Genomic DNA, 13622 nt, shown 5'->3' with positions numbered 1-13622 from the left:
TTGGTATGTAGCACCTAAACGCAAAGAAGTCAAAGGTCTCCTACTTGACTGGAGGAGTTCCTGTCGAAGTACGAACAACCAAGCGATTTTGATACTCCACGCGCGTTACCGCACCTTGTTCCAGGGTACGGGGTTGCTGCCGATCCATTTTCTCACAGAGAAGACGAACTGCACTCTTGCCTCCCTGGAGGATGTAGTGTTCGACGGTGGTAAGCCCTACTCCGGCAAAGGAGGAAGGATAGATGTTGTCAAATCCGCAGACACTGTAATCTTCAGGGATCGAGGCCCCGCTCTCCTTGATGGCATCGATGACTCCATAGGCGACCATATCGTTGATGGCAACCATGGCTGTAACATCCGGAGTCTCCTTCATGCAGCGTTTTGCCAGGGCGTAGCCTGTCTGGTGCTCGATATCAAGGGTGTTGAGCTCGGTGAGCGAGGATACCTCGGCTGTGTAGAGACTGAGTTTGGCCGTTTGTCCGAACTGCTTGATGGCGGCCTTCAGTCCCTCGAAGCGCCTGACCCGGGCGCTGTGCTCGCTGTTGAGACTGGTAGAGAGGTAGGCAATCCTGCGATGACCCAAAGAGAGCAGATGATTGGCTACCAAGATGCCTGCGTTGAAGTTGTTTACATCCACTGTATCGAGACCGATGTCGTTCTGCTTGTCGCCGACGGCCACCACCGGTACGGTCTTGTTCAATTCTCGAACAAGCTCGGGTTGTTGAGGAATCATGGCAAAGATCACCCCGCCGACTGAAGGTTCCTTGGCAAACTCACAGATTCGCTTCTCCTTGTCGAGATCCCAATAGGTGGTGAACAGCATGGTACCCAGTCCACGCACCTTGGCTTCCTGCTCCATCCCCTGGATGATGGATGCAAAATAGGGATTTATGACCGAGGGACAGACAATGATGACGACCTTACGGTCCTCCTTGGAGTGTTTGCACTCATAGCCCAGTTGTCGACTGACGGTATAGACTGCGTTGATCGTCTCATCAGAGAAGCGATTCAGGCTCTTGGAGGCAAGAATCATGGAAACACTGGCAGAAGATATGCCAACTTTGTCTGCGATGTCCTGTAGGGTGACTTTTTTCTTGCGCATCAAGGTACCTCATTGCATTCAATGTTTAATATTAAACAGGAATCAGGCTGTTTTGCAAGAAAAAAGAAACCTTGCTTGCAACCTTCATTCTCATTTTTTACCTTACAAGGCATATAATTACAACCTAATTGGTTTGCTTTATCTTTTTGAAAGAAGAAATGCTTCAGCAAAAATTGATAAAGTTTCAACACCCATCCCCCACAACCAACAGTAATGAGAACCCAAAAACAAGCCGTATGGCCTTGACAGGAAGTTGGTGATGGCACATCAATACATATTTTTTTCACAAATAATCCACACCTTTCAGACACTTGTTGATAGACAACCATCCACAGAACATATAGAATTTATACATAGATGAGAATAGTGTCCAAAAAGCCATTATTTATACGGATTGCACAGCCGACGTATGGCGCTTATCTTCTCAAACATAATCGTGTCGAATCGGTTGGCATGGAGCAATTGCGTACGCTGAAGCCTCCGTTTCTGGTGATCGGCAACCACGTCCACACCATGGATTCCCTCTTCATCAGCTCAGCTTCCCCCGTACACATCCGCTGGGTGGCGGGTGCATACCTCTTCAAGCTCTTCGGGCTCAGGCCCATGCTTGAGCGCTGGGTTGGAGCGATATCCAAACAGCAGGGACGCAGTGACCTGTTTACCATCCGCGCAATCGGGGATGCCCTCAAGCAGGGGGATATCGTTGGACTGTTTCCTGAAGGAACCCGCACCTGGGACGGAGAACCGGTAGGATTCGACCAAGCGATCGCCAAGCTGGTCCGCATGTTCAAAGTTCCGATTGTTGTCATGCACCTCGAGGGTTTCTACGGACTGAAACCCCGATGGGCCGACAAGAAACGAAAAGGCAAGGTGTGTCTGCGGGTTCTTCCGCCGATCATGCCCGACCATATCAGCGGGATGTCGGTAGCAGAACTCTATGCGAAACTCCTCTCCGACATTGGATTCTCCTACCGTGATTGGCAGGAGAAAAACCGGGTTCCCTATCTGTCAAAACGCGCAGCCGAAGGCGTTGAGCAGGTGCTCTACCTCTGTCCCGAGTGTAAACAAGCAGGTACGATCACAAGCAAAGGCACTACCATCACCTGTACGCATTGTGCGTCTTCTGCTAAACTGGACCCCTACGACAAGCTGCATACGACCCAAGGCACCCACCACTTCGACGACATCGCCGCTTGGCATGCATGGGAGAAGCAGTACATCGGCTTGCCCGTAAGCTCCTCTCTTGCCTTCCCTCCGGATAAAGGGGTGTTGCTGCAAACCGGAGATGAAAAGAAGCTTATCACCTTGGAAAAACAGTTCACGCTTCAGATGAAGCCCGAGGGGATGAGCATCTCTTCCAAGTCAGGGAGGAACCTGTTCTTCAGGTTTGCCGATATCCAGTCGATGATCATCAACGCCAAGAATACATTGGAACTCTACCACGACAATACGCTCTACCGAATCAGGATTTTCAAACGAGGATGCATTCTCAAGTACGTGGAGATGTATCAAGCAAAACGAAAGAGCATTGAGGGAGACCAAGCATGAACTGGAACTTTTTCTACCACATCGGCATCATCTCATTCTCGCTGTTGCTGGCAGCTCTGCTGCGATCGAGAATACGTTTCTTTCAACGGTTCCTAATCCCGGCTCCCATCATCTCCGGAATCTTGTTATTGGTCTTCTACAACTTCGTGGCACCGGTTTGGGGGCTCAGGAATGATTTCCTTGGCGAGATCGTCTATCACCTCTTGAACATCTCCTTCATCTCCATGCTGCTTCGTGTAACAGGCAAGCAGAAGAAGGACGGGAAGGCAAAACGGACTTTGGCAGCCAACGTCACTGCCGTCATGGGCCAGTACGGCCTGCAATGCTTCTTTGGATTAGTGATGACAGCCCTGATCATCGCCACCTTCAAACCGGACCTCAACCCTGCTTTCGGCTTCACCCTCCCCCTCGGCTTCGAGCTGGGACCCGGACAAGCCTACTCCATAGGAATCGGTTGGGAGAAAATGGGATTCAGGGGGGCCTCATCGGTAGGATTGACCATGGCGGCCATCGGCTTTCTAATCGGCAGTTTCGGCGGTGTTGTTCTGATCAACCAAGGCCTGAAACACGGCTGGATCGGCAAGGAGCATGCACAGCGCATCAACACCAAGAGCGTACGCACCGGATTCTTCAGTCGCCTCGACCATGAACGACCAATAGGGTCCTATCTCTCTACCGACGGTGAATCGCTTGACTCGCTGACCTACCACATCGCCCTGGTCATGGCCACCTACTTGATAAGCTGGGGTTTTCTCACCGGCTTGACGGTTCTGCTCAACCTCATAGGGCCTTTGGGAGCCGATCTTGCAGAGAGTCTTTGGGGCATCAACTTCATTTTCAGTGCATTCTGTGCCTTGGGTGTGAAGATGATCATGCGTTTTTTCAAGGTGGAAACCACCATCGACAACGCAACGTGCAATCGTATCAGCGGGCTGTCGGTCGATATGACCGTTGCCTCGAGTCTGGGCGCCATCTCCTTGGTCACCGTCCAAGGCTACTGGCTTCCCATTCTCATCCTCACCCTTACAGGCATGTTCATCACCCTCGTCATCCTGCCTTGGTACTGCTCCCGAATCTACGACGACCATCAGTTCTTCAGGATGTTGGTCATCTATGGAACGGGAACAGGAACACTCCCCACCGGTCTGGCACTGCTGCGTGTAGTCGACCAGGAGTTCGAAACCCCGGTGGCCACCGACTATCTCTACTCGGTGGGCATCGTCTTCATCCTGGCCATTCCCATTATCCTGAGCATCAACCTGCCGGCCTTCAGTGTCACCAAGAACAATCCAGCGCTCTTTGCCCTGGCCATCGGCATCAGTGCGTTCTATATGCTTGCATCCTTTGTCGCCTACCTCTTGATCGCCAAAAAGAGGTCATTTGCCAAGGGGAAGCACCTTTTCTATACCGAGTAGGCAATCGGTGAAATCAGGGTCCTCAACATCGGGGAGGCTTGTATGGTATACAGGCCTCTCGTTCGTTTCTCACCCCGCGGTCGCTCGGCAACACTACACAGCGACGTCTGGATAAAGCATTTGAATACCACCTTGCTTACCAGCTCCACATACACATTGAACTCATACGCTCGGTGAAGCAGGGGGAAGAGCTTAAACGCTTCCAAGGCAAGGGAGCGAACCAAGAGAGGTTTCTCCCCAAGGTTCAAGATAATCCACAGCAAGGTATTCAGGCTTGTATACCCAAGAGTCTCATCCTCAAACTCTTTTACAAACAGGTCCTCGATGCAGCCGATGAGACCTTCCTCCTTGACTTCCTGACGATAGCGGTCCTGGGTGTAGCCGTGGAATCTCTCGATCAGCTCATCAGCTTCATCAAGCAGGAATAGGGAGGAATCATACAAGTCATCGGCAAAATCCCTTCGCTGAGAGGCCGGCGGTACCGGCCACCCATCAAGCTCGAACTGTTTTTCTTCCCTAGGCACATTATAGGAGTATTTTGCAATTGTCTTGTGCATCTGAGTGATGAACTCCTGTACGAGCTCAGCATCAACACCCGCTTTGCGAGCTTCTTTTTCAACATTGAAATCTTTTCCGTTATTCAAGGCTTCGATGTATCTGCCCATCACCCTGTCCAAGGCGGCAATTTCCCTTTCGTCTGCGGATTTTACCGCTTCATCCTCATCTAGATCTTCATCATCCTCTTCTCCAACCAGCTTGAAGGGCTGCCAGGGCATTGGATGATCCTTTTCCAACTGTAGTGCCAAGGGGATCGAAAGCCGGACCAGAGGCTCTGTGCCAGGATGGCCGACAATCCGGCAGAGCAAGGAAAACGCGTCCGCTGCAAAGGCGAATATCAGCCAACGCTGCTTCAGTTTGAATATGCGAAAATTATATAACCCCGGTTGCTCAAGCAAAAAAGAATGTCCATACTGCTCAACCATAGCTTCATCGGCTTCTTGCAGCATGTATTGAGTTGCACCTTCCTTCGATTCAATCGACCAGAACGGCCTTTGGAAGTCATAGTCGACCTCGTCCACATATGCCATGTGGATAAGCATCTCTGCATCTTTCAAGGTAATCGAAGGAATGATAGAGATGTTATCCCAATAATAGAAGACCTGTGGATACTCCTTCAAAACCCCATCCAAGCCAGCCTTTGCATACAAGTCGGCATCGAACAATCGGCAGGTAAAGACAATGTCATCAGCCAGTAATGAACCATAATGTATCATTCCGGCACTCTGTAGACAGAGGCCATTATCCAACATCACGGCGACATAGGTAGCATTGCGAGTTTCACGCTTGTCCTGCATGGAATCCAAACCAGGAGAGGAGAACAAGTAGCGGGCATCTGTCAGCAAATCCACAATCTCAAACAAGTCCTTTTTCTTCCTTTCGACAATCTTGAAGGCAAGATAGAACGCAGGATGGGCCACCCAATGTTCAAAAACCTGCCGGGTCTGTGGAGGCAGCACAGCACCATAGTTCTGCAATAGGTTTCCATGCTGATTAGCTTTCCCAAGCGTTTGGCTCAACATATATTGGTTAAGTATGGAATACCTGTACTCATCATTGTGAGGTTCCTTCTGAGTAAGGAACGACTCCAATGCATCTGTGCTCTCATTGAGTGCATGATCATCGGATGCATAATCGTCAAACATTGAGACTACCAAGTCAAATTGAGAACTGTAGAGATTACAACGGCTTTCCAAGTCTTGTGGTATATTCATACCCGCAGTATTTCATACTCTCCCTGCTCTGAAAAGTAGGAAACCTTTTCATTTTGCCTCTCATGCTCTACAGTACACACAAGCACACTTGAACAGAGGACTATACCATGAAGGTTCGCACGTGTTTCATCGCACTTGTTCTGATATCAGCAAGCCTGCTCTTCGGCTCATACTCTCCATCACAAATCCCCCTCGACTCTCCGATCTATCAGGAAATAGACCTTCTCTACCGCCTTCATGGATTTCCCCTGCCCTCCGCCTCCCGTCCTTGGAATACCAACGAGGCTGTTCAAATATTGAACATACTCCCCGAACAAAGCCCTTATGAAGAACTGAAAGAGCAGGCATGGCAGAGAATCCAAACAAACAAGACCGACGGCTTCTCATCCAGAGTCACTCCTACCATAGCCCTGGAAGCCTACACCCACACCAACAGCACCGACTTCAAGACCTTTGAAGACTGGATCTACAGCTACGATGAGAGACAGCCCCTCTTCGACCTCACCATAACCCTGCAATTCAGCAAGTCCTTTCTCTTTGAAACCTCGTTGCAGGCAGGCGTGGGTGGATATACTGACAAAGATGATACAGAAGATATTGCCGCTCCTGGTATTGGTGCTATTCTCGATCCAAATTCAGCGGAACTGGTTACTTCAGCATATCTCTATCGACGCATCTTCAATACCAACATCCCAAATGCTGACAAGGCACTGGAGGCCGACTTTCCCAGACGCAGCCAGCTCACCTATGCAGGACCTTGGTATGCAATAAGCCTGGGCAGGGGGCCCGTTTCCTGGGGACAGGGAAGCAGCGGAAACTTGGTAATTGGAGACCACATCTCCAACCACACCAGCCTTTCGGCCTCCTTCTTCAGTGTGAATACCAAGCTGCAGCTGCTCTATCTCTTCTTTCCCGACCTCAGTTTAAATAATGCAGGCAACCGAGTATTCTTAGGTCACCGCATCGAGTTCCGTCCGCTCTCTTGGGCACGCTTCTCCATCTCGGAGAACATCATGGCGAATGCCGACACTATGTCGCCTCAGTACCTCGATCCGACATACATTTATCATAACATCTTCGACGCTGATAACGTGAATGCCATTGCCAGTATTGAAGCTGACATAGCTCCTGCAAAGGGCTTGTCGATTCATGGACAGTTTGCCCTCGACCAATTCCAGCTCTCTAGTGAGAAAGCAAAGACGGCAAATGCCCTTGCCTATCTTGGAGGCGTTGCCTACACATGGAATCAATCTACAGGATACTGGACCGCCCAAACTGAATTTGCCTCTATAGATCCAGCTTTCTATCGAAGAGAGAACGTCGATTTCTTGGTAGCCAGAGATTTGATGAAACACCAAGCGCATCTTCAGCCGATGATCATCGACTATTTAGGCTATTCGTACGGCTCCGACAGCCAAGTCTTGCAGACCAAGCTGACCTATTTCAGACCCAACCTGTTCTCAGCGGAAGGTTCGGTCACCATTCACCGCCAGGGAGAGCTGACCTACACATCTGCACACTACGTTAATCCAGATGATGCCGTCGATGTAAGTAATGGAAAAGCTCCTAATATATCCGGGCCCTCACCTTCAGGAGATTCCGTCACCGAACGCCTCATTGTCGGACTGAAAGGAACCTACTATACCGGGTGGAGGAATCTTGAACTCTATGCTCATGCCGATTGGATCGGGAGACGCATCCTAAACAAAATCACCAACAGCTATAATTCATATGCAAGCGACCTTCAACTCGTCTTCGGTCTGAAGCTGCATTTCTAAAGCTAACCTTCCATTACGAGACGTCAGCTTTAGAGACCAAAAAGCTGACGCACTCATTCTTTACGTAAGGTATTTCTTTCCAAATACAATAATTAGGTCCTTGTCCTGCTTGCGTTTTTGTCAACAAAGGCGGTAGTATCAGCACGGGAACAAACAAGTAATGAAGAAGAGAAACGCCTCGCTGATCAAACCCTATGCCCTTATTCTGCCTGCGCTCGCCCTTGCGGTGGTCTTTGCGTATCGTCCCTTCATCCTTACCTTGCTCAACAGCCTTCATACCGTCTCCCTGCAGGGGCAAAGACTCACCTTCGTCGGACTTGAGAACTATCAGAGGCTGTTCGCAAGCCAAAGCTTTCAAGCAAGCTTGTCAAATACGCTGCGATTCACCCTCTATTTTGTTCCCACCAATCTGATCATCTGCCTGGGGGCGGCGCTGCTCTCCAACAGAAAAGGAAAACTGGCTGCACTCAATCAGGTATTCTTCTTCCTCCCCATGGCCGTCGGGCTTTCCAGTTCCATGATGATTCTCAAAATGATGTTCAACCCTTCCATCGGCATCATCAACCAATTGTTTGGAACAGACATTCAGTGGTTCAATGACAAACATGCAGCCATGGCCCTGCTGGTGATGGCCGGGGTGTATCTGGATATCGGGCTTAATTTTCTCTTGCTGCATGCAGCACTTCGTAATGTTCCCTCCGAGCTGCATGAAGTAGCCAAAATCGAGGGAGCCAACGGCTTCCAAATCTTTCGCTATCTCCAAGCCCCCCTCATCGCCCCAACGTTTATCTTTGTGTTGATGACAAACATCAAGGATGCCATGCTCATTTCCTCCCCGGTTCTCATTCTCACCGAAGGTGGTCCCTTCCGCTCGACCCAGACGTTGGTCTACCAAATGTATTTGGAAGGGTTCAAGAGCGGCAACTACGCAATGGGATCGGCAATCGCTACGGTGGTATTTCTTCTTACCCTCTCGGCCCTGTTGTTGCTGCTTCATATGGAACGAAGGAGGGTCTACTACCAATGAAAAAACTTACAGCCCTCGTGGCCACCTTGCTTTCGCTGATAGTCGTATTCCCCATTTTCTACTCCATCAGCGCCTCATTCTTCACCTATGCCGATTTTACCAGCATTCCTGCAAGGCTCCTGCCTTCAGTACCGAACCTGGAGAACTATCAGCGGGCCTTCAGCGAGTCCAATCTGGAGCAGTTTTTAGCCAATTCGTTGGTCACAGCTTCACTTGGCACCGTCCTACGAATGGCAGTGAGCATCCTTGCCGCCTATACGTTCTCCTTCTTCACCTTCAAAGGAAGGGATGCCTTGTTCGTCCTCATAGTAGCAACCATGCTCCTGCCCTCCGATGCCCTCCTTTTAGCCAATTATTCGACCATACGATCGCTCAGGCTTACCGACACATACCTGGGGATCATCAGCACCACGCTGCTTGCTCCGACTCATATTTTCATGTTGCGCCAGTACTTTAAAACGGTAAGCAGCGAATACCGCGAGGCGGCTGTCATCGAAGGTTGCGGCGACCTGCGGTTTCTTACCACCCTCCTGATTCCCATCAGCAAGGCTGTAGTGATCACCTTGTCGATCCACAGCTTCAGCACCATTTTCAATGACTACCTGTGGCCCTTGCTGGTCACCAACAAGGAGAGCATGAGAACCGTCCAGGTGGGACTTACGATGCTCGGGTTCTCCGAAAACCTCGACTATGGTCCGCAGTTTGCCGCCATCACCTTGTTGATCACCCCGATTCTCATCGCCTTTGTTGCGATGCACAAACCAATTCAATCCAGCGTGAGTACACGCTTTGCAGGGAGATAACCATGAAACGAATGTTCATCTATGTGCTACTAGTCCTCTTGGCCACCCAAAGCCTCGTTGCCCTCGGTCAGGTAGAGAACCAACCTGATGCAATAACCACCATCACCTGGTGGCATCCAAACAGCGGCCTTGCCGGCAAAGCCGCAGAAGCCCTCGTAGCTGAATTCAACAACACGGTGGGTAAAGAGAAGAATATCCAAGTCCAGGCTGTCTACCAAGGAAAGGCCAACGATGTACTGACCAAGGCAAAAGCAATCTGGCAGTCTTCCTCGACCAGGGACCTGCCCGATCTGGTCCAGCTCGATGGTGCTGCCGTCCTTGATATCCGTGATACTCCCAACCTTATCGCCATGGAGGATTTGGCAAAGGCGGACGGCTTTGACCTTTCTCAGATCATGGAAGCGGCACGACTCTCGATCACGTACAAGCAAAAGATGATCGCCATGCCCTTCAACAGCTCAACCATCCTGCTCTACTACAACAAGACCGCCTTCGATGAAGCGGGAATCACTACAGCTCCCCGTACCCTCGACGACCTTGCCAGTGTTGCCAGCAAGCTCAAGGTAACTGATGAGAAGGGAAAGGTAACGCGTTATGGTTTTGCCAATGTGCCGACCACCTATGAGTTGATGGTATGGCTTGGCCAGCAGAATGGACTCTCCTATCTGACCGACTTTGAGAACGGTCATACAGGCAATCCCACCAAGGTGTTGTTCCACGAGAACGGGACGATGGTCAACTTCCTGACAAAATGGAAGGCTTTATATGCAACAGGGGCCTTGGAGAACCTGACCAGCGACCTCAATGGAGCATTTGCCAGCGGGAGGGTTGCCATGATCGTAGCCTCGACCAGCAACCTGACCACCATCCACTCCATGGTAGGCGACAGATTTGAGATCGGGGTTGCTCCCTTTCCGATGGTCGATGAAAGGGCAACCGGCGGCGTCAATGTAGGCGGTGGTGCCATCTACGCCTTGAACAACGGTTCTGGCAATGAGAAGGCGGCCTGGGAGTTCGTCAAGTTTGCTACCAGTGCACAGCAGCAGTATACGTGGCACATCGCAACCGGGTACTTCCCTGTGAACCGTGACACCTACTCCCTACCAGAATTTGAGGCGCACTTGAAGGCAAATCAGCACTATGGAGTTGCGATCAAGCAGTTATTGGACAGCAATCCGAAGCTGCAGGGTATTTGGGTCCCCAGTGCGTATCAGATCTACTACGCCTTCCAGAGCGGCATCCTCAAGATGCTTACCGAAAACAAGAGTCCCGAGCAGACCAGCAGGGAGCTGGAAGCTGAGATCAACAGCTACTTCGCCGAATTTCTAAGGATGCAGCAGTAGTGAGAATAGCAACCAGTACCAACCTTATCAGCTTCAATCGCGATGGAAGCAAAATTGAGATGGTCCACCTCCTTGGCCTCTATGCCAAGGAGGACTTCAAGGTGCTGGACCTGAATCTTTGCGAAATGCTCAATCCCCAGGCAAGCCTGGCCGGCAAAGAGTGGAAACAGTATGCAGGCAAGTTGAAGGACCTGAAGGGCCAGCATGCCCTGGTTTTCAACCAAGCCCATGCACCCTATTCACCCGACGGTCATATACTTGATGAGTTGCTCACTCGTTCGCTGGACATCTGCCAGTATTTGGGTATTCCCATTCTGGTAGTTCACCCCACCAAAGGGGGAGTCGAAGAAAATGATAGAGCTTATAAGAAATACGTAGATGAAGCCGAGCAAAAGAACGTCATCCTTGCGTTCGAGAACTTGAACGCCGATGATGAGATGACCCAAGTCCAACAGCTTGTACAGCTGGTGGGATCTTTCAACTCCCGCTCTGTCGGCATCTGCTACGACACAGGGCATGCCCACCAGCGGGGTCATGACCTTGCCGACGACATCCGTCAAATGGGAAGGTACTTGGTGGCCACCCATATTGCCGATAATAAGGGCAAGGAGGACGAGCATCTGCTGCCCTTCTACGGAACCATCGATTGGGATGCTGTGATCAAGGCATTGCATGAGATCAAGTACACCGGTGATCTGACCTATGAGTGCATGTTCTTCAACCAGCACCTTCCCTTGGAATTGAAACGCCAAGCCATCAGGCAGGCCCGGATTGTAGGAGAGTACTTGCTGTCTAGAGCTCCCTGAACCGGCAACGGTCCTTGAAGGTACAATTTTTGCACATCAAGCCGGGGCACTGCTGGAAGTCGTCGTTGGTTTCCAGTTGCTGGATGTGCCAGGACAGGTCTGCCACACGCCGCTCGATGGCCGCCTGTCGCTCCATTGCTTCGCTGAGCTTGCTGCGATACTGGCGAAGCAACTCGTTTCTTCGCTTCTGTCCGGTTGTGTCTTCACCACCCATCAGGATGATGGTCCTGATTTCGCTGAGGGAGAAGTCGAGTTCCTTGAGCTCGGCGATTCGATTCAGGTACACAACATCGGCATCGGTATAGTAACGCTGCCCCCCATCACTGCGATGGTTGGTCTTCAAGAGGCCGAGTGACTCGTAGTACCTGATGGTACGAACGGTCACGTTGCACTTTCTTGCCAGTTCTCCGATGCGATACGTTTGTTGCATATATGCATTTGTACCACAATCTTCGGAAAGGACTCAAGCAAAACGACACCTTCTTTGCCTTAGGTGTGTATGAAATACTTTATTACTCAACCTACTGAACAGAGAATCAAGGAAATGGCGGTGTGCGACAGGCCTCGGGAGCGGATGATCCTGCGCGGAGCGGAAGCCCTATGCGACCAGGAACTGTTGGCTATTCTTATTGGAAGCGGTAACAAGGAACGGTCGGTGAACGCCATCGCCAAGGACCTGATGGAGTTGCTCGATAAAAAAGCGGTAGTCACCAATGACGAGCTGATGAACATCTCAGGTCTCGGTACTGCGAAAGCCACGTTGATAGGGGCTGCCTTGGAGTTGGGAAGAAGACGACTGCCTCCCAAGCGGCGTCAGATCTCCACTCCGTCTGAAATCTACCCACTTGTTCAGCACTACGCTTCCAGGATGCAGGAGCACTTTTTAAGCATCTGCCTTAATGGGGCGCATGAGGTTCTTTCGGTCAATGTGTGTTCGGTTGGGTTGGTTAATAGAACGTTGGTTCATCCAAGAGAAGTCTTTACCGAAGCAGTCCGTCAACGAGCAACGGCAATCGTGGTTGCCCACAACCATCCCAGCGGCAATCTCGAGCCGAGCATGGAGGACAAGGATGTAACAAGAAGGCTCAGACAGGCAGGAGACATCCTTGGCATCAAGATATTGGACCACTTGATCTTTGGAGAGGAGGGCTTTCTTTCCATGCTGGAGGGTAATTTGTTCTAACAAGGAAAAGCTTTTTACCAGGTGCAACTCCCACTGTGGCCATAAAACCAAATCTTCTCTACTGGTTTTGGGTTGCACCTGGTTTTCTTGCTGGGACTTTAGAAAAAGAACCAAATACCAGCATGATAACAAACAAAGAAGAGGATTACATTTACCGGGAAGTTTCCTAGTACCGATAAAGTTTACTTTTATATTGATATAGAGCATAATATCTATACATAAGTAAACTCACCAAGGAGGGTTCCAACCATGGGAATCAATCACCGAATACACGATGAAATCAAGAAAAACAACAATGTGATTACCACATCACAAGTGTTGCAGCTAGGATTTTCAAAAACACTGCTTACGAAATATGTTCATGCCGGCCTTTTGGAAAGAAGAGGCCCTGGCATCTACACGCTTCCTGGTAAGTTGCATGACGATATGCATGCCCTCATGCTTCGCTCGTCAAAAATTATTTTCTCCCATGACTCTGCACTCTTTTTAAACGGACAATCAGAGCGCACACCGTTCCGTCATATCGTCACCATCCCAAGTGATTCAGTGCTACCTGCCTCGCTCAAGAATTCTTGCACGTGTTTTTATATCAAGCCGGAACTGCATACTCTTGGAATGGTCTTAAGAAAGACAACGTTCGGTAATACGGTACGGTGCTACAATATGGAACGCACTATATGTGATTTACTACGCAGCCGGAGCCGATGTGATGAGGAAACGGTAATTAGTTCGGTAAAAAACTATGCTGCGTCCAAGAGCAAAAACTTAAACCTTCTTGCAGAGTATGCAAAGAGTCTACGGGTTGATAAAACACTAAAGCAATATATGGAGGTATTACTCTGAAC

The 13622-nt window shown here is 50.1% G+C and carries 13 protein-coding genes; 9 read left to right on the top strand and 4 right to left on the bottom strand.

Annotation, left to right across the window (positions count from 1 at the left end; all coding sequences use genetic code 11):
- Nucleotides 1-40: 40 nt before the first annotated feature.
- Together MUG09_RS04165 and MUG09_RS04160 are read right to left on the bottom strand one after the other, a co-directional pair.
- Nucleotides 41-1102 carry a LacI family DNA-binding transcriptional regulator gene (locus tag MUG09_RS04165; RefSeq protein WP_244773839.1) on the bottom strand — a complete coding sequence of 354 codons (1062 nt, stop codon included), beginning with the start codon at nt 1100-1102 and terminating at the stop codon, nt 41-43.
- The gene (locus tag MUG09_RS04160; protein WP_244773838.1) at nt 1102-1431 is read right to left on the bottom strand and encodes a hypothetical protein; all 330 of its coding nucleotides are present in this window, start codon (nt 1429-1431) and stop codon (nt 1102-1104) included. Before MUG09_RS04160 ends, MUG09_RS04165 begins: the two co-directional genes overlap by 1 nt.
- 28 nt (nt 1432-1459) lie before the next feature.
- Here MUG09_RS04160 and MUG09_RS04155 point away from each other — a divergent pair, with 28 nt between their 5' ends.
- Both MUG09_RS04155 and MUG09_RS04150 read left to right on the top strand, forming a co-directional pair.
- Nucleotides 1460-2650: a lysophospholipid acyltransferase family protein gene (locus tag MUG09_RS04155; RefSeq protein ID WP_244773837.1), complete on the top strand. Its 1191-nt coding sequence runs from the start codon at nt 1460-1462 to the stop codon at nt 2648-2650.
- Nucleotides 2647-4065, top strand: a complete 1419-nt coding sequence (locus MUG09_RS04150) for a sodium/glutamate symporter family protein (RefSeq protein ID WP_244773836.1) — start codon at nt 2647-2649, stop codon at nt 4063-4065. Before MUG09_RS04155 ends, MUG09_RS04150 begins: the two co-directional genes overlap by 4 nt.
- Here MUG09_RS04150 and MUG09_RS04145 read toward each other — a convergent pair.
- Nucleotides 4053-5837 carry a hypothetical protein gene (locus MUG09_RS04145; protein ID WP_244773835.1) on the bottom strand — a complete coding sequence of 595 codons (1785 nt, stop codon included), beginning with the start codon at nt 5835-5837 and terminating at the stop codon, nt 4053-4055. The two genes, MUG09_RS04150 and MUG09_RS04145, sit on opposite strands and share 13 nt — an antisense overlap.
- Before the next feature lie 107 nt (nt 5838-5944).
- Here MUG09_RS04145 and MUG09_RS04140 point away from each other — a divergent pair, with 107 nt between their 5' ends.
- The 5 genes from MUG09_RS04140 (at nt 5945) to MUG09_RS04120 (ending at nt 11594) form a co-directional block, all read left to right on the top strand.
- Complete coding sequence (locus tag MUG09_RS04140; RefSeq protein WP_244773834.1) at nt 5945-7615, top strand: hypothetical protein; 1671 nt, start codon at nt 5945-5947, stop codon at nt 7613-7615.
- Nucleotides 7616-7775: 160 nt separating this feature from the next.
- A complete protein-coding gene (locus MUG09_RS04135; RefSeq protein WP_244773833.1) occupies nt 7776-8642 on the top strand; it encodes a carbohydrate ABC transporter permease in 867 nt (288 codons plus the stop codon).
- Nucleotides 8639-9445 carry a carbohydrate ABC transporter permease gene (locus MUG09_RS04130; protein ID WP_244773832.1) on the top strand — a complete coding sequence of 269 codons (807 nt, stop codon included), beginning with the start codon at nt 8639-8641 and terminating at the stop codon, nt 9443-9445. Before MUG09_RS04135 ends, MUG09_RS04130 begins: the two co-directional genes overlap by 4 nt.
- A 2-nt stretch (nt 9446-9447) precedes the next feature.
- Complete coding sequence (locus MUG09_RS04125) at nt 9448-10788, top strand: ABC transporter substrate-binding protein (RefSeq protein ID WP_244773831.1); 1341 nt, start codon at nt 9448-9450, stop codon at nt 10786-10788.
- The gene (locus tag MUG09_RS04120) at nt 10788-11594 is read left to right on the top strand and encodes a sugar phosphate isomerase/epimerase family protein (RefSeq protein ID WP_244773830.1); all 807 of its coding nucleotides are present in this window, start codon (nt 10788-10790) and stop codon (nt 11592-11594) included. The genes MUG09_RS04125 and MUG09_RS04120 overlap by 1 nt, the downstream gene beginning before the upstream one ends.
- On the opposite strand, the gene MUG09_RS04115 is transcribed toward MUG09_RS04120, so the two are convergent.
- Nucleotides 11581-12024 (bottom strand): helix-turn-helix domain-containing protein, encoded by a 444-nt coding sequence (locus MUG09_RS04115; RefSeq protein WP_244773829.1) that lies wholly within the window; start codon nt 12022-12024, stop codon nt 11581-11583. The genes MUG09_RS04120 and MUG09_RS04115 overlap by 14 nt on opposite strands.
- Before the next feature lie 69 nt (nt 12025-12093).
- Between MUG09_RS04115 and radC the strand changes: the two genes are divergently transcribed.
- Both radC and MUG09_RS04105 read left to right on the top strand, forming a co-directional pair.
- Complete coding sequence (gene radC / locus MUG09_RS04110; protein WP_244773828.1) at nt 12094-12777, top strand: RadC family protein; 684 nt, start codon at nt 12094-12096, stop codon at nt 12775-12777.
- Between the two features lie 249 nt (nt 12778-13026).
- Nucleotides 13027-13620, top strand: coding sequence for a type IV toxin-antitoxin system AbiEi family antitoxin domain-containing protein (locus MUG09_RS04105; protein ID WP_244773827.1), 594 nt, complete (start codon nt 13027-13029; stop codon nt 13618-13620).
- The last annotated feature ends 2 nt before the right edge of the window (nt 13621-13622 follow it).

It is taken from the genome of Sphaerochaeta associata (assembly GCF_022869165.1).
Lineage (GTDB): Bacteria > Spirochaetota > Spirochaetia > Sphaerochaetales > Sphaerochaetaceae > Sphaerochaeta > Sphaerochaeta associata.
This window is presented reverse-complemented; position numbering and strand designations above follow the sequence as displayed.

Coding starts and splice junctions, on each gene's coding strand:
- MUG09_RS04165 (WP_244773839.1), bottom strand. CDS start 1,102: ATGCGCAAGAAAAAAGTCACCCTACAGGACATCGCAGACAAAGTTGGC.
- MUG09_RS04160 (WP_244773838.1), bottom strand. CDS start 1,431: ATGGTTGTCTATCAACAAGTGTCTGAAAGGTGTGGATTATTTGTGAAA.
- MUG09_RS04155 (WP_244773837.1), top strand. CDS start 1,460: ATGAGAATAGTGTCCAAAAAGCCATTATTTATACGGATTGCACAGCCG.
- MUG09_RS04150 (WP_244773836.1), top strand. CDS start 2,647: ATGAACTGGAACTTTTTCTACCACATCGGCATCATCTCATTCTCGCTG.
- MUG09_RS04145 (WP_244773835.1), bottom strand. CDS start 5,837: ATGAATATACCACAAGACTTGGAAAGCCGTTGTAATCTCTACAGTTCT.
- MUG09_RS04140 (WP_244773834.1), top strand. CDS start 5,945: ATGAAGGTTCGCACGTGTTTCATCGCACTTGTTCTGATATCAGCAAGC.
- MUG09_RS04135 (WP_244773833.1), top strand. CDS start 7,776: ATGAAGAAGAGAAACGCCTCGCTGATCAAACCCTATGCCCTTATTCTG.
- MUG09_RS04130 (WP_244773832.1), top strand. CDS start 8,639: ATGAAAAAACTTACAGCCCTCGTGGCCACCTTGCTTTCGCTGATAGTC.
- MUG09_RS04125 (WP_244773831.1), top strand. CDS start 9,448: ATGAAACGAATGTTCATCTATGTGCTACTAGTCCTCTTGGCCACCCAA.
- MUG09_RS04115 (WP_244773829.1), bottom strand. CDS start 12,024: ATGCAACAAACGTATCGCATCGGAGAACTGGCAAGAAAGTGCAACGTG.
- radC (WP_244773828.1), top strand. CDS start 12,094: ATGAAATACTTTATTACTCAACCTACTGAACAGAGAATCAAGGAAATG.
- MUG09_RS04105 (WP_244773827.1), top strand. CDS start 13,027: ATGGGAATCAATCACCGAATACACGATGAAATCAAGAAAAACAACAAT.